The organism is Microvirga guangxiensis, assembly GCF_900102135.1.
Lineage (GTDB): Bacteria > Pseudomonadota > Alphaproteobacteria > Rhizobiales > Beijerinckiaceae > Microvirga > Microvirga guangxiensis.
This window is the reverse complement of sequence record NZ_FMVJ01000002.1, coordinates 475,353-492,649: the sequence shown is the minus strand read 5'-3', so window position 1 is coordinate 492,649 and position 17,297 is coordinate 475,353. Positions and strand designations below refer to the sequence as shown.

The window sequence follows — 17,297 nt, the reverse complement described above, 5'->3', positions numbered from 1 at the left end:
GGTTAGGACTGAGCCTTGTCCGGAGAGAGCACTCCCTCACCCCTGCCCCTCTCCCATCCGGGAGAGGGGATGTGCCGTAGGCCTGTCGTGCGGTCTGGATGAAGCGCAGCGCTTTGACTGCCTGACCCTTACCTCTGCCCGTAAGAGGGAGGGACGCGCGCCATTCCCGTCTTGTGATCCCAGGTTCCGCTCCGCACCCTTGGAATAACGGCCTTGAACTCTGCCCCCTTGCGGCCCGCCTGACTTAGGAGCACCTTGCCGCGCAACCGGACAGATTCTTCAACCTAAAGGACCCTCATGTCCCAGCTCGACCAAGTTCTCTCCAAGATCGATGCCGATCTCGATGCCTCCCTGGAGCGCCTGTTCCAGTGGCTGAAGATGCCCTCGATCTCCACCGACCCCGCCTACAAGGACGATTGCCGCAAGGCCGGACAGTGGCTCGTGGACGATCTGAAGAGCATCGGCATCGAGGCCTCGCTCCGCGAGACGGGCGGTCATCCCGCCGTCGTGGCTCATGCGAAGGGCGAGGCGAAGCCGCATGTGCTGTTCTACGGTCACTACGACGTGCAGCCGGTCGATCCGCTGGACCTGTGGGAGACGGCACCCTTCGAGCCGCGCATCATCACGCTGCCCGATGGCCGCAAGGCCATCAGCGCCCGCGGCTCCTCGGACGACAAGGGCCAGGTGATGACCTTTGTCGAGGCATGCCGCGCATGGAAGGCGGTGACCGGTTCTCTGCCGATCAACATCACCTTCCTCGTGGAAGGCGCGGAGGAGGACGGCTCCAAGTTCCTGCCGGAGTTCATCGAGGCCAACAAGGATGAATTGAAGGCCGATGTGGCGCTCGTCTGCGACACCGGCATGTGGGATCAGAACACGCCCGCCGTTACCTCGTCGCTGCGCGGCATGGTCTATGAGGAAGTGATCGTGCGCTGCGCGGATCGCGACCTGCACTCCGGCATGTTCGGCGGCGCGGCCCGCAACCCGATCCATGTGCTGTCGAAGATCATCGCCGACATTCACGATGAGAACGGCCGCATCACGATCCCCGGCTTCTACGACGGCGTTCCGGAAACGCCGACGCAGGTGCTCGAGCAGTGGAAGGGTCTGGGGCTCACGGAAGAGAGCTTCCTCGGCCCGATCGGCCTCAAGCATTCGGCAGGCGAAAAGGACCGCATGCTCATCGAGCAGATCCAGTCACGCCCCACCTGTGACGTGAACGGCATCATCGGCGGCTATACGGGCGAAGGCACGAAGACCGTGATCGCGGCGGAAGCCCGCTGCAAGATTTCCTTCCGCCTCGTCGGCGATCAGGATCCTGCGAAGATCTCCGACAACTTCCAGGCCTTCGTGCGGGCGCGCATTCCCGCCGACTGCTCGGTGGAGTTCATCAAGCACAAGGGCTCCCGTGCGCTGGCGCTGCCGCATGACTTCCCGGCGCTGACGGCGGCAAAGTCCGCGCTGCACGATGAATGGAAAAAGGAAACCGTCGTGATCGGCTCAGGCGGTTCGATTCCGGTCGGCGGCGACTTCAAGCGCATCCTCGGCCTCGATACGCTCTTCGTGGGCTTCGGCCTCGACGACGACCGCATCCATTCGCCGAACGAAAAGTACGACCTCAAGAGCTTCCACAAGGGCACGCGCTCATGGGCGCGGATTCTCGCGGCGCTTGCGAAGTAGGAGCAGGTCTAGCTGACGCACCTCTCCCCACCGGGGAGAGGTGGGGCTGCGCCCACGAAGTCCTGAACGGATCAGGTCAGCAACCCATACAGGCTATCGATGACCGCACGCGGAGGGATGTCGGTGTATTCGTCCGGCATTCCAAGCCTGTTGACCCAGACCGGCGTGAAGCCGAAGACGGCGGCGCCCGCGACGTCCCAGCGGTTGGAGGAGACGAAGACGATTTCGTCCAGATTCAGCGACAGCTCTTCGAGGGCCAGTTGATAGGCGTCCGGGCTCGTCTTGAAGATCTTCGCCGCATCGACGGAGAGCACCGCATCGAGAACGTTGCCGAGATCGGAAGAGGAAACGGAAGCGCTCAGCATGGCGGGATCGCCATTCGACAGGATGGCCGTGCGCAAGCCTCTGTCTCGAAGGGCCTGCAGAGTAATGCGGACCTCCGGATAAGCATCGAGCCCGCGATAGGCATCGAGCAGGAGAGGGCGGACGGAGTAATCTGCCGTGGAGCAGCGGGCAAAGGCGTAGTCGAGCGCCTTCTCGGTCAGGGACCAAAAGGATTCGTAGCGTCCGGCGAGAGAGAGAACCCAGGAATATTCGAGCTGCTTGGCGCGCCACAGCTCCGACAGCCGCGTGGCCTCCGGGCCAATCTGCGCCGCATGCCGCGCCACCGCCGAATGAACATCGAACAGCGTGCCATAAGCGTCGAAGACAACGGCTTTGGTGCCGGCGGGAATGACGGATGGCAACGGTGTAGCTCCTGGTAAGGTGGATCGACCGATCATCTCCCTTCATGCATCCCATCACAAGACTTTATCTTGTCCAAGCCTATCGGATGATTGACGCGTGGAGCCCGAAGGGATTCGATAGGGCAGGCATTCTGACCCAAAAGGACGAGACACGTGGCTTGGTATTCGCAGACCTGGAACTGGTTCAACGGCGCATGGCAGGAAGGCAATCCGCCTCTCATCGGTCCGCGTTCCCACGTGTCCTGGCTTGGCTCCTCGGTATTCGACGGCGCGCGCGTGTTCGAGGGCGTGATGCCCGATATGGACCTGCACTGCGCCCGCGTGAACCGTTCGGCGAGCACCATCGGTCTGAAGCCCACCATGGATCCCCAGGCCATCGTCGATCTGGTGCGCGAGGGCGTGAAGAAGTTCGCTCCCAACACGGCGCTCTACGTGAAGCCCATGTATTGGGGCGAGGCCGAGGGCCTGGCCACCATCGCGCCCGATCCGGAATCGACCCAGTTCTGCCTCTCGCTCTTCGAGGCCCCGATGCCGGTGCCGGGCGGGTTGTCGGTGATGAAATCGAGCTTCCGCCGCCCGACCCTGGAATCCATGCCGACCGATTCCAAGGCCGGCGCGCTTTATCCGAACAATGCCCGCGTGATCCGCGAGGCGAAGGAAAAGGGCTTCGACAACGCGCTCGTCTGCGATGCGCTGGGCAATGTGGCCGAGACAGCGACGTCAAACGTGTTCATGGCGAAGGACGGCGTGGTCTACACGCCGTTCCCGAATGGCACCTTCCTCAATGGCATCACGCGGCAGCGCGTGATGCAGCTGCTTCGCGACGACGGCGTGCAGGTGGTCGAGGGCACGCTGCGCTATGAGGATTTCGCGGCTGCGGACGAGATCTTCATTTCGGGCAATTACTCCAAGGTGATGCCGGTGCTGCGCATCGACAGCCGCGATCTCCAGCCCGGCCCGTTCTACCGTCGCGCCCGCGAGCTGTATTGGGCCTATGCCCATTCGCAGCCCGTCACCAAGGCGGCGTAAGGTAGCCGACCGTCATCCCCGGACTTGATCCGGGGGGTCATGCCTTCACCAGATAGCCTCATCCTAAAACGCTGGCTCGTAAAGCGCAGGAACCTCTCCTCCCCCTTGTGGGGAGGAGTTGGAGGTGGGGGTGTAAGCGCCACTGCTTCAAGACGTAACGCCGACAACCCCCACCCTGGCCCTCTCCACAAGGGGGAGGGAAATCTCGCCGCCGCTTGATAAGGCAGACTCTCGGGAAAGGGGAGAAGACAGGATAAAAAGCGAATGGCCGGGTCAAGCCCGGCCATGACGCAGTTGTGAATCTTAAAGTGCAGCCTTGGTGTGCTGCTGCCCTACATGGCTTCGGATCGTGCCCTCTCCCGGAGCCTCCGATGCGCCTGATCCTCAAAAGCCTCCTTGCCCTCAGTCTCATGACAGCGCCGGCCCTCGCGGAATCGGTCGATCTGGAACTCGTCTTCGCAGCCGACGGCTCCGGCTCCATCGACGACGACGAGCTTCGCCTGCAACGCAAAGGGTGGGCCGATGCGCTGACCAGTGCCGAGGTTCTGAACGGGATCAATGACGGCCCCACTGGCGCGATTGCGGTGGCCTATATGGAATGGGGCGGACCGAGTTCGCAGGTTCTCATCGTCGATTGGCATGTGATCCGGGACGAGGCGAGCGCGAAGGTGTTCGCCGACAAGCTCATGAGCGCTCCTCGCGGAGCCTATGGCTACAATTCCATCTCCAACGCCATCGATTTCTCCGTGCGCCTCGTGGAGCAGAACGCGCATGAGGGCACGCGCAAGGTCATCGACGTGTCGGGCGACGGCCCCAACATGAACGGCCGATCGCTGGAGCAGGCGCGGGCCGATGCGCTGGCCAAGGGGTTCACCATCAACGCGCTTGCTATCCGCAGGCCGGGCAGCGGCCGTCCGGGCGGTCCGGGCGGCATGTCGCTCGAGGATTATTACGGGCAGAACGTGATCGGTGGTCCGGGCTCCTTCGTGGAGATCGCCGACGAGACGCAGCCCTTTGCTCTTGCCGCGCGGCGAAAGCTGCTGACGGAAATCGCAGGGACGGGCGGGGCGACACGCCACGCCGCCCGCTGAAGCTCAACGGCGCGCGAGCCTGACTCCTGCCACCTTCATCCCGGCGAGAAGGACGGCGCCATAGATCGCTGCGCCCAGGATACCAAGCCCGCCAAGCAGGGTCTCGTTCTGCCAGAAGGGGAGGAGCGCGGTCCATCGGCTCAAGAGAGCAGGGGCGAACCATGCGAAAGCAGCAAGCGGCACGCTTGCGGCGGCCACGATCATGCAGGTTTTGCCGAGGGCGCGGTTCGGCGCCGTCCATCCGCGCCGATAAGCGAGGACGAAGAGAAGGATCAGGTTGACCCAAACGCCGATCGCCGTACCGATGGCAAGGCCGACGACGCCGTAAGTGTCCATCAGCAGGACCTTCACGACGATGTTCACGCCGACCGCCGTGAGCGAGGCGATGAGCGGTGTCGTGGTATCCGAGCGTGCATAGAAGCTCGAGACGGCTGAGCGGATCAGCACGGCTGCAGGAAGGCCCAGGCCGTAGGCCGCGAGCACAGCGCCTGCGCGCTGCGCCGCATCGGCGCTGAATGCGCCGCGCTGGAAGAGCGCGGACATGATGAGATCGGGCATCGCCAGAAACGCCACGAAGAACGGCGCCGCGAGAGCAAGCGTCAGGCCAACGGTGCGGTTCTGCGCGGCATAGGCGCTTGCCTCGTCGCCCGCCGCGATGCGGCGGCTCATCTCGGGCAGAAGCACGGTGCCGGCGGCAATGCCGATCACGCCGAGGGGAAGCTGATAGAGGCGGTCTGCGTAATAGAGCGATGAGACAGCGCCCGTCGGCAGGAACGAGGCGATGATCGTATCGGCGAAGATCGCAAGCTGCACGCCCGCGGAGCCGACGATGGCGGGGCCGAGCGCCTTGAAGAAACGTTTCATGGCCTTGTCGCCGCGCGGCTTTTCAAGGCGGGGAGAAACGTTCAGGCGGCGCGCCGATGCCCAGACCAGCAGCAATTCGAAAATGCCTGCGGCAGTGACGCCCCAGGCCGCCGCATAGCCCGCATTCGGGAAGAGGAACGCGACCGCAAGCGCCGCGATCATCGTCACGTTCAGGAGAACCGGTGCGGCCGCCGCCGCCCAGAAACGATCATGCGCGTTGAGGATGGCTGAATAGATCGTGACGACGGTGATCAGCAGAAGATAGGGAAACGTGATCCGCGTCAGCGACACGGCGAGTTCAAACTTCGCGGGATCGTCGGCGAAGCCGGGCGCCAGAAGCCGCACGACATAGGGCATGGCGAGAAACGCCACGATGAGAAGCGCGATCTGCACGATCAGCATGAGCGTCGTGATGCGACTGGCGAAAGACTTCGCGGCGCTCTGGCTCTCGCTTTCGAGCACCTGCGCATAGGTGGGCAGGAAGGCGCTGTTGAAAGCACCCTCGCCGAAGATGGCGCGGAAGTGGTTGGGAATACGGAAGGCCACGAAGAAAGCGTCGGCCACGGGGCCGACGCCCATCACGGCGGCGATCACCACATCCCGGATGAAGCCGGTAAGGCGTGAGACCAGCGTCCAGCCGCCGACGGAGACGATTTTTTTGAACATCGGTCAGGCCCGGCGCAGCATGTAGTTTTCGGGAACGAGTTGGTTCGAGACTTCCGCCGCGCCGCCGATCCGCTCGGCCACCACATAGAGCGGGCGGCGCTTCACCTCTGCGAAGATGCGGCCCACATATTCGCCGATGATGCCGAGCGACATGAGCTGGATGCCGGAGAAGAACATGATCGACACGATCAGGCTCGGGAAGCCGGGGAGGTCGGTGCCGAACAGAAGCGTCCTAACCACGAAGAAGAAGGCGGTTGCAATCGAGAGGAACGAAATCAGGAAGCCGAGATAGGTCCAGATCCGCAAGGGAACCGTCGAGAACGCGGCGATGCCGTCAAAGGCGAAGCGGAAGAGTTTTCTGAAGCTCCACTTGGATGCGCCGAACTGGCGCTCCTCCACCACGAAGGGCACGCCAGTGCCCTTGAACCCAATCCAGGCGTAAAGCCCCTTCGAGAAGCGCGCCTTCTCGCCGAGCAGGCGCAGAACCTCGACGCCCCTGCGGTCGATGAGGCGGAAATCGCCTGCGCCTTCGGGCAGGGTGATTTCGCCGAACCGCGCGAACAGGCGATAGAACAGGTGCGCGAAGCCGCGCTTCGTGCGGGTCTCGTCGGAGCGGTCGGTGCGCTGGCCGTAGACCATGTCGTAGCCCTCCCGCCAGCGCTCGACGAAAGCCTCGATCATCTCCGGCGGATGCTGGAGGTCCGCATCCATGATGACGACTGCGTCGCCCCGTGCATGGTCGAGACCGGCGGCGATGGCGATTTCCTTGCCGAAGTTGCGGCTGAAGGAGACCGCCCCGACGCGGGGCTCCGTGAGGCTCAGGGTTCGAATGGCCTCCAGGGTATCGTCCCGGCTGCCGTCATCCACGAAGATCACTTCCCAGGGAAGGCCGATCCTCTCCAGGACCGGAAAGAGGCGCGAGGAGAGCGGGCCGATATTGGCGCTCTCGTTATGGACCGGGATGATGACGCTGAGCTTGGGAGACGCCACGACTTTGAAACCCTTCATGTTCGGCCGCATCAAGAACCGAGTTTGCGCCTTTCCTCAAGAGGGGTAGGGTGCGGCAAAGCCGATTTTGAGGGGGCTATGCCTATATTCCGCAACGTCATTTTGTGCGCCGACGATTATGGCCTCACCGATGGCGTAAGCCGAGGCATCGCGGAGCTGGCGCAGATGGGCCGTATCTCGGCGACAGGCGCCATGACCAACATGCCGGGCTGGCGGCGAAACGCGGGGCATCTGGAGCCCCTGAAGGGACGGATCGGGATCGGCCTTCATCTCAACCTCACGACCGGCTCGCCTTTAGGCGAAATGCCGAGGCTTGCTCCGTCAGGGCGGCTGCCCCTTCTGGAGGCTCTCCTGGGCATGTCCTTCAAGGGGCGGCTCGATCGCGACGAGATTGCGCGCGAGATCTCGCGCCAGCTCGACGCGTTCGAGGATGCATTCGGTGAGGCGCCGTCCTTCGTCGACGGCCATCAGCACGTCCATGTGCTGCCCGACGTGAGAGCCGCCTTGCTGCAGGTGCTCAAGGAGAAGGGCTATGCCGGGCGCGTCTGGCTGCGGGATCCGTCGGACAGGGCGGTGGCGATCCTGAGCCGCTCCGTGGGACGTGGAAAGGCACTTCTCGTCAAAGGCCTCGCCCGGGGCTTCGCGCGGCAGGCGAATGCTTCCGGCTTTGCGACGAACAGGGGCTTCTCAGGCTTTGCTCCCTTCGACCTCTCTGTGCCTGTGGAGCGGATCTTCGAAACGGCGCTGTCGCGGTTGGGAGCAAGCCCGCTTGTCATGTGCCATCCGGGCCATGTGGATGACGAGTTGCGAACGCTCGATCCGGCCGTCGAGAGCAGGGCTGCGGAATTCGAGTACCTGAAATCCGACGCTTTCGGCGCCATGCTGCAGGATCGGGGGATTAGCCTCGTTCCCGGATTGTAGCGGCCAAAGCAAAACGGGCCTCCGAAGAGGCCCGTTTCATATCGCGTCAAAAGCCGGCTTACTTCGAAGCAGTCTCGAACATTTCCTCGACATGCTCCCAGTTCACCAGGTTCTCGAGGAAGGCCTTGAGGTAGTCCGGACGGCGGTTGCGGTAGTCGATGTAGTAGGAATGCTCCCACACGTCGCAGCCGAGGATCGGCTCGGCGCCATGGACCAGCGGGTTCTCGCCGTTCGGCGTCTTCATGATCGTGAGCTTGCCGTCCTTCACGGCGAGCCACGCCCAGCCGGAGCCGAACTGGCCGACGCCGGCCTGGATGAAGTCTTCCTTGAACTTCTCGACGGAGCCGAGGTCCTCGACGATCTTCTTCTCGAGCTTGCCGGGAAGCGCGCCGCCGCCATTGGGCTTCATCCACATCCAGAAGTGGATGTGATTGTAGTGCTGGCCGGCATTGTTGAAGAGAGCCTGGTTCTTGCCGTAGGAGCCCTTCACGACCTCCTCGACGCTCTTGCCTTCGAATTCCGTGCCTTTCAGCAGGTTGTTGCCGGTGTTGACGTAAGCCGCATGATGCTTGTCGTGGTGAAACTCCAGGGTTTCGCGCGACATATAGGGTTGCAGGGCATCATAGGCGTAGGGCAGTTCGGGCAGAGTGAACGACATCGGCGTCTCCTTCATCATTGAGCGACCTGTGATGCGTTAGTTAAAGCTCCCCCGGCTCAAGAGCAACGGCTGACGCGCGGACTTTTTTCTGCCCAATCTTTCCATGAGGTTGCCTTTCGCCTATAGAGGCATAGCTTTGCCTATGAAAACCTTGGTTTGCGTATGATGGAGACGGCATGATCATCGCTCTTCTGGCCCTCGCTTTTGCGATGATCGTAGGCGGGTTACTGGCCGTTTTCTTCGGCTGGGAAATCGTTCTGATAGAACGTGGCTGGACCATGGTCATCGCTGGCAGCTTCAGCGCCGCGTGCGGTGCTCTTCTGCTCGGCATCACGGCTGCCGTATCCAAGCTGACCGGTATTCAGACCGAGCTTGCCCGCCTTCAGGTTTCGTTCGATGAAGAACTCCGGGAGGAGGCGCCGACCTCGTCGACGGGACTTTCCATGGCCGCTCTTGCCGGCGGCTTGCTCGGTGGCCGCATGCTCGGTCGCAGCGAGAGCAAGGATCAGCCGGAAGAGAAGCAGCCAGACCTGCCGCTTTTCGGGGACGACAACAGACCCGACGAGCCTGTCCTCGAGAACCGCGAAGATCGGGAAGAGCCCGAGGCTGCGAAGCCCAGCGAGCCGCTGGTTCCGTTCCCGCCCAGGACTGTCGCTGAAAACGTGGAGCGCCGGGACGAGGACCTCGAGGTCAAGGTGCCCGATTTCCTGCTCGCCGACCGGCTGCGGGACACCTATGTGGAAACGCGGACGACGCCTTCCGAGACGTCCTTCTTCGACGATGAGCCCAAGCTGGACGAGCCTGAGGACGAACGCCGGAGCGAGCTTGATCGCGACGACATCCTCGAGCCGGCTGTCGAGCCTGTCGCAGAGCGCGAGCCGGAGCCCGAGTTTGAACCCGAAACCGAAATCCTGCTGGATGAGCCGGTTGCAGAGCAGGCTTCCGAGGAGAAGGCAGAAGAAGAGCCGCGCTCCGATGCTATGATCATCGGCACCTATAATTCCGGCGACAACACCTATGTGATGTTCTCCGACGGCTCCATCGAGGCGCAGACTCCCGGCGGCGTCTTCCGTTTCCAGTCTCTCGATGAACTGAAGGCCTTCATCGCCTCGGGCGGAGAAGGCGGAAGCTCCGCTACTTGAACAGGGGAGAGAGGGCCCGGAAATCGTCCGTCGCAGCCCTCTCCATCCATTCGAAAACCGTCATCTCCGTTGTCACCCAATGACAGCCTGCATGAAGCAGCCGCGCGCAGGCAGCGCTAACGCTGTGCGGTGAGCGGCTCGATACCGCATCGGCGACCACGAAGACGTCCAGGCCTGCGCTTCTGAGATCCAAAGCCGTTTGCAGGACACAGATGTGCGATTCCGCGCCGCAAAGGACGACCTGATTGCGGCCCTCGCCGCGCAGGAGTGACATTCTCTCCGCCGTCGCGGAATCGCGCATGGCCGAGAAAGTCACTTTGGGCAGGATCACAGTATCGTTGGGAAGGCTCTCGATGACGTCGGGCACCGTCGGGCCAAGGCCTTTCGGGTACTGCTCCGTGACTGTCATGGGGACGCCAAGCCGCGCGGCTGCCCGGAGAAGGATCTTCGTGTTTGCGACAACCGCTGCGCCATCGTGAATGGCGGTCATGAGACGGGCCTGCAGATCGACGACAACAAGGCTTGAATGCTTCGCGCTGAGGATCATGAGTTTGGTTCATCCCGATTGCTAAGGAGCGGATGGCTGGAGCGCGAGGTCCCGGCAGTCAGCCGCAGGCGCTCCTGCGCCTCGCGCAGTTTCTGCTCAGTGCGCGCTTTCTCCACGGCCATCCAAGTACGGTCGGCCACATCCCGCACCAGAGCGATATCCTCGGCGGGCCACACTCGAGGCTGGGATGAGCTCACGTAGAAGATCGCTACCAATTTGCCTTTTTTGAGAAGCGGGGCTGAGAGGATCGTCCTGACATTCGAGCTTGTATAGAAAGCTACCTTCTCGGGATCATCCTTTATCCAAGGATCATTCAGGGCGTCTTCCGTGGCGACAGGCAATCCCTTCCGAAAGGCGTTCAGAAGTTCGGGGGAAGATCGCTGATCTTTTCGACGCGTCCCTCATTGCTCAAGAGACCCTTCGACCACTCTCTTTCGACCACGACGAGATCTCTGTCCTCGAAGATCTCGCCGTAGCCTGAGCTGTCGACTTTCAGGAATTGAGCGAGATTCCTGGCTGACGTTTCGATGATTTTGAAAGGATCGTCCTCATTTCCAATCTGGTCGCTGAGCTTCGAAAGGAACTCCTGACGACGCTGCGCGAGGCTCAGCTCGTCTTTGATTCTTTCACGCTCGGTCAGATCTTGGACCACGCCGACGAGCCGGATGGGCCTGCCATGATCGTCATAGACGGCGGCGCCTCTGACCAGGACGCGCCCGAGCCGTCCGTCGATCCGGATGACCCTATGCTCGATTTGAAAGTCCGTTCTCGTTTTCAGGGAGAAAGCAACGGCCTGATCGAGGCGGTCGGCGTCGCTGGGATGGATCATGCCCTGAAGCGCCTCGAAGGTGAGGGAGGCGTCGGGCGGCAAGCCGAAACACATCTTGCAGATCGAGGTGCCCGTTACTTCACCGGTTTCGAGATTTCTCTCCCACGCTCCCAGCTTGCCGATGTCCAAGGCCATCCGCAGCTTGTCGCTGCTCAGTAGATATTCCAACTCGCCCGTTGAGCCTGCAGAAAGGTCTGCGTTTTTGAGTTGCCTCAAGCCGCCTGACGATAGGTTAGGCGCCCCAGCTGAGTTCGTCATCATAGATGCTCTTAAAGATGCTTTTCCCAGCCTCTAAGGTATTTCGCACACTCCGTCACTTTCATCTTTCGCATGCCCAATGCCTGCCGAGATGCGGGCTTTGCATTACTTGTCCGGATTGAAGAGGGGAGGCTCGCCTGGAATGGGCATCGTCATGGTGAAATGCAGTCCATGCTCCTGAAAATCCATCTTCACTTCTGCCTGCAACTGCGTGGTCAGCACGCGCTGCAAAAGACGCGATCCGAAGCCCTGGCGCGCCGGAGCAGTCACCCGTGGACCACCGTTCTCAATCCAGTTGAAATGCAGCATCGGGCGCTCGGCGCCAGGCTCGATATGCCAGCGCACTTCCACCTGTCCGCCGAAGGTCGACAGGGCTCCATGCTTGGCGGCGTTGGTTGTCAGCTCGTGCATGGCCATGCCGATCGGCACCGCGGCCTCCGAGGGCAGTTCCACATGCGGGCCTTCGATGATGATGCGGTTGCGCGTTTCATCCTCATAGGGCCCGAGCTCGGTTTCCACGAGCTCCTTCAGGTCCGCTTTCTGCCAAAGGTCTTCGGTGAGGAGATTGTGAGTGCGGGCAAGCGAAACGATGCGCCCGACGAAGCCCTGGTAGAAATCGTCGATGCTGGTCGCGGTGCGGGCAGTCGACCCCACGATGGCCTGGACGGTGGCGAGAGTGTTCTTCACCCGGTGATGCAGCTCACGGATCAGCAGCTGCTGTCGTTCTTCCGCATGCTTTCGATCGGTGATGTCCTGAACCACCCCGGACATCCCCATGAAGGCACCGTTCATGTCGTAGATCGTCCGCCCCTGAGACGCGACCCAGATGCGCTCTCCGGTATCCGCCCTTCGGATCCGGTACTCCAGGCTATAGTCCGCCCGTGCCTGCGCAGCCTTTTCCATGGCAGCAAGTGCCTTGGCAGCATCCGGGGGATACAGCTGCCCGGACAGCTGGGTCCAGGTCCGTTCCGTGCCGTGAGGAAGCCCGAAGATTTCGGTGCTTCTGTCGGATAGGGTCATGGCGTCTGTAGCTATGTCCCACGTCCAGTCGCCCATCTTCGCGGCATCAAGGGCGATGCGCAGCTGCAGCTCGCTGCTGCGCAACCGCTCCTCAGTCACTTTCAGGTCGTGGATGTCGACGCTTGTTCCGACCCATCCCTTGAACTCGCCGGTAGCCGAGTGGATGGGCGCTCCCTGAATGAGGTGCCAGCGATATTCGCCTTGCGCCGAACGGTAGCGCGCCTCCGTCTCGTAGGGGGTTTGACCGCTTACCACCAGCTTGAGTTCCTCGGTCATTCTGGCCCAGTCATCCGGATGAATGGCGCGGGTCCAGCTATGGCCGAGAGCCTCTTCCGGCGGGAAGCCCGAGTAAGTGACCCACCACTGATTGGTGTAGGTAAGCTCGGTATTGGGGTTGAGAACCCACACGAAAGCCGGGAGAGATTCGGCGATCATCTGGAAACGGGCTTCGGTCTCGCGCAGCTCCCGCTCGGCGCTGGCTTTCTCCACCGCTATCCAGGTGCGCTCCGCGACATCTTCCACGAGCGCTATTTCTTCGCTCGTCCACTCCTTGGGCTGCGAAGTGCTGGCATAAAGCAGCGCCGTCGGCCGCCCATTTCTCAAAACAGGCGCGCTGATGGTGGTCCTGACATTGGTGCTGGCAAACATCTCCTGAAGTTCCGGGGCACTCAGTCGAGGGTCTGTCTTTACGTCGTTTACGACAAGCGGCTGACCAGCTCTGAAGAGGTTCCAGACGTCCTGAGGAATGCTGCTGTAAGGCTGTATGTGCCCCTCATTGTTGATGAGGCCTTTCGACCACTCCCGCTCGATCAGCACGCTGCTTCTCTCGTCGCGGAATTCTCCGAGGCCTGAGGAATCGAGCTTGAGGAACAGGGCGAGGCTGCGGGCGGCCGTCTCCATGATGAGGGCCGGATCGTCGAGGGTGCCGATCTGATCGTTCAGTTCCAGCAGGAACTCCTGACGGCGGTGGGCGAGGGTCGCTTCTTCCCTGGCCTTTTCCCGGTCCGTTACATCCAGAAGAATCCCCGCGATGCGGATGGGCTTGTCTCCCTCAAAGACCGGGCCGCCTCTCGCGAGAACGCGCCCGACACGACCGTCACCGCGAATGACGCGATGCTCAATGTTGAAGTCGGTTCTGGTGCGAAGGGAATAGGCAACGGCCTGCGCGATGCGCTCCGCATCGCCGGGGTGGAAGGTCTTCTTCAAATCCTCGTAGGTGAGTTCGGCATCGAGCGGCAGTCCGAGATAGGTCCTGAAGGCGGGAGAGCCGGTAACGATATTGGTTTCGAGATCACGCTCCCACGAGCCGAGCTTGCCGATGTCGAGCGCCATGCGAAGCTTGCTGGTGCTCAAGCGCAGGGCTTGGTCCGTCGCTCTCAGCCGGTTTTCGAGTTCCGCAATCCTCTGCTGATCGGCGGCGCGGGACTGGTCTCCCTCTTTTGGAGGGGCCTTGTCTCGCTTGGGAGATGTCTTGTCCCGGGATGCCGACACACTTTCGCGCTTACTCATTCACGCTCACTCTCGACAGGGCTGCAGGTTATCGTGACGACAGGCTGCATCAGGCATGAAACCCTTCAATGCACTTGATCGCGAAAGCATAGGCGAGAGCAACCTCCTCAAGGCGGTCGAAGCGCCCTGCGGCCCCGCCATGGCCTGCATCCATGTTGAGCCTGAGCAGGATCGGACCGCCTCCCGTCATCGTAGCCCTGAGCCGCGCCACCCATTTGGCGGGTTCCCAATAGGTCACACGCGGGTCGGTGAGACCGGCGAGCGCCAGGATTGCAGGATACACCTGGGACTTAATGTTATCATAGGGCGAATAAGACAGAATGGTATGGAAAGCCGTCTCATCGGATGCCGGATTTCCCCATTCGGGCCATTCGGGAGGGGTGAGGGGTAGGTCCGCATCCAGCATCGTGTTGAGCACGTCGACGAAAGGCACCTCGGCGACGATCCCGGCAAAGAGCTCCGGCGCCATGTTGGCCACCGCCCCCATGAGCATGCCGCCCGCGCTGCCGCCATGGGCGACGATCCGTCCGCGGGAGGTATAGCCCGCCTCGATCAGGGCCTCGCCGCTGGCTATGAAATCCTTGAACGTGTTCGTCTTCTTCTCGCGCTTGCCGTCGAGGTACCAGCGCCAGCCTTTTTCCGTGCCGCCGCGGATATGGGCGATGGCATAGAGGAAGCCCCGATCCACGAGGGAGAGAATGCTCGTGCGGAAGCTGGCGGGCATGGACATGCCATAGGAGCCATATCCGTAGAGGAGGCAGGGAGCCGAACCGTCGAGGACGACCTCCCGCCGGTGCAGGATCGAGATCGGCACCTGCTCCCCATCGGGCGCGATGGCGAACAGGCGGCGGGTCACGTAATCGGCGGGGTTGTGCCCGCTCGGAACCTCCTGCCGCTTGCGCAGCGTGCGCTCGCCGGTGCGGAGATTGTAGTCCGTGACCTCGGTCGGAGTGGTCATGGACGAGTAATGGTAACGGATCACATCCGTGTCGAACTCGTAGCCGGGGCTGAAGGCGAGCGAATAGGCCTCCTCGGGAAAGGCGATGCTTTCCTCCCTGCCGCTTTCGATCTCCCGCAGGACGATCCGCGGATTCGCGTTCTCCCGCTCCAGGCGCACCAGATAGCGTGCAAGCGCCACGACGGAGAGGATCATCGTTCCGGGGCGATAGGGAACGAGATCCTTCCAATGGGCACGGCCGGGGGTCGCGACCGGCGCGGTCATGATCTTGAAGTCTTCCGCGCCATCGGCGTTCGTGAGGAGGATCAGGCTGTTCCCATGATGCTCCACGTCATATTGCAATTGCGGGGTGCGGGCTTCGATGAGGCGTGGCGCGGCGGAATCATCGGACCGGTCGAGGAGCCAGACCTCCGAGGTCTCGTGATCGCTCGCCTCGATCAGAACGAAAGCGTCCGATTGGGTCACTCCGAGCTTCACGAAGAAGCCCGGGTCCTTTTCCTCATAGATCGCCTCGTCCTGAGCCGGGTCAGTGCCGATCAGGTGGCGGCGGACCCTGACGGGCCGGTGGTTCTCGTCGAGCTCCACATAATAGAAGCCTGAATTGTCATTGAGCCACACGACCCCGCCCGAGGTGTGGGGCACCGCATCGGCAAGGTCTTGGCCGGATTCAAGGTCCCTGATGCGGATCGTGAAGTATTCGGAGCCCTTGACGTCCGAGCCCCATGCCAGAAGGCGATGGTTCGGAGAATGGTCCGCGCCTCCGAGTTGGAAAAACGCATGGCCCGCGGCTTCCTTGTCGCCGTCGAGCATGATCGTCTCATCGCCGCCGTCTCGAGGCTGGCGGCAGACGAGGGGATGCTGCCCGCCTTCCCGGTAGCGGGTGAAATAGGCGAAGGGGCCGTGCGGCTGGGGGACGGATGAATCGTCCTCCTTGATGCGTCCGCGCATCTCGGCCACGAGTTTGGCCTGAAAATCCTCTGTGCCGGCGAAGGCGGCAGAGGCATAGGCGTTCTCCTGCTCCAGGCAGGCGCGGATGGACGAATCGAGGGCTGCTGGATCCTTCAGAACCTGTTTCCAGTTCTCGTCCTTCAGCCAGGCATAGTCGTCCCGGATCGTCCTCCCATGCACCTCGAAGCTGTACGGCTTTGCCGGCGTGACCGGCGCAGCGGGCAGGGGGCGGGACGGAAGGCGCTCGATTTTCATGAAACTGTCCGGGTCAGGGGCTTGGGCAGGGATGATTATGCATACATAACTCGGATTTCCCATGCGAGGTCCGCGCCTTCGGCTTACAGTATCGTCGCCTTGTTTCTTCAGTCCGCGCTTTATAGCTACTTCTTCTGATTGCAATGACTACGAATTCAATATTGTGCTGCTGCAATCCGTTTCCGTGTTGCGCGTTCGTTAAACCTATGTTTATTGCACACTGAAAGTTGACCCCAAGTTTTCCAAAGTTTTCCTTTGAATGATCTTGTGTTCGGGGTGAATTTGACATACCTGAACGGGCAGGCACGGTCTCTGTGCGAGTAAAGTGCGGTTCAAGAATGACGCAAGCATTGCTTGCGCAATGACTGCTCGAAAATGGGGCCGAAAGGCATTTGAGCTGTTCTTGTGGGCCGGAAAGGAAGAAAATCAAAATGAGCGACAATATCGCTTCATCGAACTACATTGAGCTGGCTGCAGATATCGTCTCGGCCTATGTGAGCAATAATTCCGTTCCTTCGTCCGATCTTCCGATGCTGATCAACGAGGTTCACTCCGCCCTCATGCGTGTTGGCGGCGGCACCGTCGAGGCTCCGACCGAGGCTCCGAAGCCGGCCGTTCCCGTGAAGAAGTCAGTAACGCCCGACTACATCGTCTGCTTGGAAGACGGTAAGAAGTTCAAGTCGCTGAAGCGCCACCTGCGCACGCAGTACAACATGACCCCCGAGCAGTACCGCGAGAAGTGGGCCCTGCCGGTCGATTATCCGATGGTCGCTCCGAACTACGCCAAGGCCCGCTCCGAGCTGGCGAAGGAAATGGGCCTCGGCCAGCAGCGCCGCAAGCGCCGCTCCACCCGCAGCTGAACCCTGCGAGGTCTCACTGATCAAGCCGCCCTCCGGGCGGCTTTTTTATTTGGCCGGCCTGAGATTGAGGATGCTCTCATCGTGGCGTTTGTTGGCCCGTAAGCGCCTTTGACCGAGTTATCCTCACTCTTATCAACAGTTTTGAATCTCGTTGACAACTAGGAATATGAGCCCACTATCAGGAGTGGAGGGGCGAGTCCTTTCTTTCTTTATTTATAGGAACAAAACATGAACAAAAAAGAGAACGAAAACGTTCATCAAGTGATTGCTCCGACAGGGATTGTGGCTTCACGCAAGGCCCGTAAATC

At 61.5% G+C, this 17,297-nt stretch carries 15 protein-coding genes; 6 read left to right on the top strand and 9 right to left on the bottom strand.

Features of this window, described 5'->3' with window-relative positions:
• The first annotated feature begins 297 nt into the window (after window positions 1-297).
• Window positions 298-1,680 carry a dipeptidase gene (locus tag BLP10_RS02380; RefSeq protein ID WP_091129219.1) on the top strand — a complete coding sequence of 461 codons (1,383 nt, stop codon included), beginning with the start codon at window positions 298-300 and terminating at the stop codon, window positions 1,678-1,680.
• Between the two features lie 71 nt (window positions 1,681-1,751).
• Here BLP10_RS02380 and BLP10_RS02375 read toward each other — a convergent pair whose 3' ends face one another.
• Window positions 1,752-2,462 (bottom strand): haloacid dehalogenase type II, encoded by a 711-nt coding sequence (locus BLP10_RS02375; RefSeq protein WP_091129215.1) that lies wholly within the window; start codon window positions 2,460-2,462, stop codon window positions 1,752-1,754.
• A 117-nt stretch (window positions 2,463-2,579) separates the two neighbouring features.
• On the opposite strand from BLP10_RS02375, the gene BLP10_RS02370 reads away from it, so the two are divergent.
• Entirely contained in the window at window positions 2,580-3,455 is an 876-nt protein-coding gene (locus BLP10_RS02370) for a branched-chain amino acid aminotransferase (protein WP_091129211.1), read from the top strand.
• A 371-nt stretch (window positions 3,456-3,826) separates the two neighbouring features.
• Window positions 3,827-4,546 (top strand): DUF1194 domain-containing protein, encoded by a 720-nt coding sequence (locus BLP10_RS02365; RefSeq protein WP_091129206.1) that lies wholly within the window; start codon window positions 3,827-3,829, stop codon window positions 4,544-4,546.
• A 3-nt stretch (window positions 4,547-4,549) separates the two neighbouring features.
• Here BLP10_RS02365 and murJ read toward each other — a convergent pair whose 3' ends face one another.
• Together murJ and BLP10_RS02355 are read right to left on the bottom strand one after the other, a co-directional pair.
• Window positions 4,550-6,076, bottom strand: a complete 1,527-nt coding sequence (gene murJ / locus BLP10_RS02360) for a murein biosynthesis integral membrane protein MurJ (protein WP_091129203.1) — start codon at window positions 6,074-6,076, stop codon at window positions 4,550-4,552.
• A 3-nt stretch (window positions 6,077-6,079) separates the two neighbouring features.
• A complete protein-coding gene (locus tag BLP10_RS02355) occupies window positions 6,080-7,084 on the bottom strand; it encodes a glycosyltransferase family 2 protein (protein WP_091130087.1) in 1,005 nt (334 codons plus the stop codon).
• 78 nt (window positions 7,085-7,162) lie between these two features.
• On the opposite strand from BLP10_RS02355, the gene BLP10_RS02350 reads away from it, so the two are divergent.
• Window positions 7,163-8,005 carry a ChbG/HpnK family deacetylase gene (locus BLP10_RS02350; RefSeq protein WP_091129199.1) on the top strand — a complete coding sequence of 281 codons (843 nt, stop codon included), beginning with the start codon at window positions 7,163-7,165 and terminating at the stop codon, window positions 8,003-8,005.
• 58 nt (window positions 8,006-8,063) lie between these two features.
• Here BLP10_RS02350 and BLP10_RS02345 read toward each other — a convergent pair whose 3' ends face one another.
• The gene (locus tag BLP10_RS02345) at window positions 8,064-8,663 is read right to left on the bottom strand and encodes a superoxide dismutase (protein ID WP_091129196.1); all 600 of its coding nucleotides are present in this window, start codon (window positions 8,661-8,663) and stop codon (window positions 8,064-8,066) included.
• A 176-nt stretch (window positions 8,664-8,839) separates the two neighbouring features.
• Between BLP10_RS02345 and BLP10_RS02340 the strand changes: the two genes are divergently transcribed.
• Window positions 8,840-9,805 carry a hypothetical protein gene (locus BLP10_RS02340; protein ID WP_091129194.1) on the top strand — a complete coding sequence of 322 codons (966 nt, stop codon included), beginning with the start codon at window positions 8,840-8,842 and terminating at the stop codon, window positions 9,803-9,805.
• On the opposite strand, the gene BLP10_RS02335 is transcribed toward BLP10_RS02340, so the two are convergent.
• From BLP10_RS02335 to BLP10_RS02315, 5 genes are all read right to left on the bottom strand, one after another.
• Window positions 9,798-10,352, bottom strand: a complete 555-nt coding sequence (locus tag BLP10_RS02335) for a hydrolase (protein ID WP_091129190.1) — start codon at window positions 10,350-10,352, stop codon at window positions 9,798-9,800. The genes BLP10_RS02340 and BLP10_RS02335 overlap by 8 nt on opposite strands.
• The gene (locus BLP10_RS02330; RefSeq protein WP_091129186.1) at window positions 10,349-10,714 is read right to left on the bottom strand and encodes a GAF domain-containing protein; all 366 of its coding nucleotides are present in this window, start codon (window positions 10,712-10,714) and stop codon (window positions 10,349-10,351) included. The genes BLP10_RS02335 and BLP10_RS02330 overlap by 4 nt, the downstream gene beginning before the upstream one ends.
• Window positions 10,711-11,316: a PAS domain-containing protein gene (locus BLP10_RS02325; RefSeq protein WP_175493743.1), complete on the bottom strand. Its 606-nt coding sequence runs from the start codon at window positions 11,314-11,316 to the stop codon at window positions 10,711-10,713. Before BLP10_RS02325 ends, BLP10_RS02330 begins: the two co-directional genes overlap by 4 nt.
• Before the next feature lie 228 nt (window positions 11,317-11,544).
• Window positions 11,545-13,968, bottom strand: a complete 2,424-nt coding sequence (locus tag BLP10_RS02320; RefSeq protein WP_091129178.1) for a PAS domain-containing protein — start codon at window positions 13,966-13,968, stop codon at window positions 11,545-11,547.
• Window positions 13,969-14,017: 49 nt separating this feature from the next.
• On the bottom strand, window positions 14,018-16,129 hold the full coding sequence (locus BLP10_RS02315; protein ID WP_091129174.1) for a S9 family peptidase: 2,112 nt from the start codon (window positions 16,127-16,129) through the stop codon (window positions 14,018-14,020).
• A 431-nt stretch (window positions 16,130-16,560) separates the two neighbouring features.
• Here BLP10_RS02315 and BLP10_RS02310 point away from each other — a divergent pair, with 431 nt between their 5' ends.
• Window positions 16,561-16,989 carry a Ros/MucR family transcriptional regulator gene (locus BLP10_RS02310; protein WP_175493742.1) on the top strand — a complete coding sequence of 143 codons (429 nt, stop codon included), beginning with the start codon at window positions 16,561-16,563 and terminating at the stop codon, window positions 16,987-16,989.
• Window positions 16,990-17,297 lie beyond the last annotated feature (308 nt).

Bases quoted from the DNA above. Each gene is read 5' to 3' on its own strand.
- BLP10_RS02380 (WP_091129219.1), top strand. From the start codon at position 298: ATGTCCCAGCTCGACCAAGTTCTCTCCAAGATCGATGCCGATCTCGAT.
- BLP10_RS02375 (WP_091129215.1), bottom strand. From the start codon at position 2,462: ATGATCGGTCGATCCACCTTACCAGGAGCTACACCGTTGCCATCCGTC.
- BLP10_RS02365 (WP_091129206.1), top strand. From the start codon at position 3,827: ATGCGCCTGATCCTCAAAAGCCTCCTTGCCCTCAGTCTCATGACAGCG.
- murJ (WP_091129203.1), bottom strand. From the start codon at position 6,076: ATGTTCAAAAAAATCGTCTCCGTCGGCGGCTGGACGCTGGTCTCACGC.
- BLP10_RS02355 (WP_091130087.1), bottom strand. From the start codon at position 7,084: ATGAAGGGTTTCAAAGTCGTGGCGTCTCCCAAGCTCAGCGTCATCATC.
- BLP10_RS02350 (WP_091129199.1), top strand. From the start codon at position 7,163: ATGCCTATATTCCGCAACGTCATTTTGTGCGCCGACGATTATGGCCTC.
- BLP10_RS02345 (WP_091129196.1), bottom strand. From the start codon at position 8,663: ATGTCGTTCACTCTGCCCGAACTGCCCTACGCCTATGATGCCCTGCAA.
- BLP10_RS02340 (WP_091129194.1), top strand. From the start codon at position 8,840: ATGATCATCGCTCTTCTGGCCCTCGCTTTTGCGATGATCGTAGGCGGG.
- BLP10_RS02335 (WP_091129190.1), bottom strand. From the start codon at position 10,352: ATGATCCTCAGCGCGAAGCATTCAAGCCTTGTTGTCGTCGATCTGCAG.
- BLP10_RS02325 (WP_175493743.1), bottom strand. From the start codon at position 11,316: ATGGCCTTGGACATCGGCAAGCTGGGAGCGTGGGAGAGAAATCTCGAA.
- BLP10_RS02320 (WP_091129178.1), bottom strand. From the start codon at position 13,968: ATGAGTAAGCGCGAAAGTGTGTCGGCATCCCGGGACAAGACATCTCCC.
- BLP10_RS02315 (WP_091129174.1), bottom strand. From the start codon at position 16,129: ATGAAAATCGAGCGCCTTCCGTCCCGCCCCCTGCCCGCTGCGCCGGTC.
- BLP10_RS02310 (WP_175493742.1), top strand. From the start codon at position 16,561: ATGAGCGACAATATCGCTTCATCGAACTACATTGAGCTGGCTGCAGAT.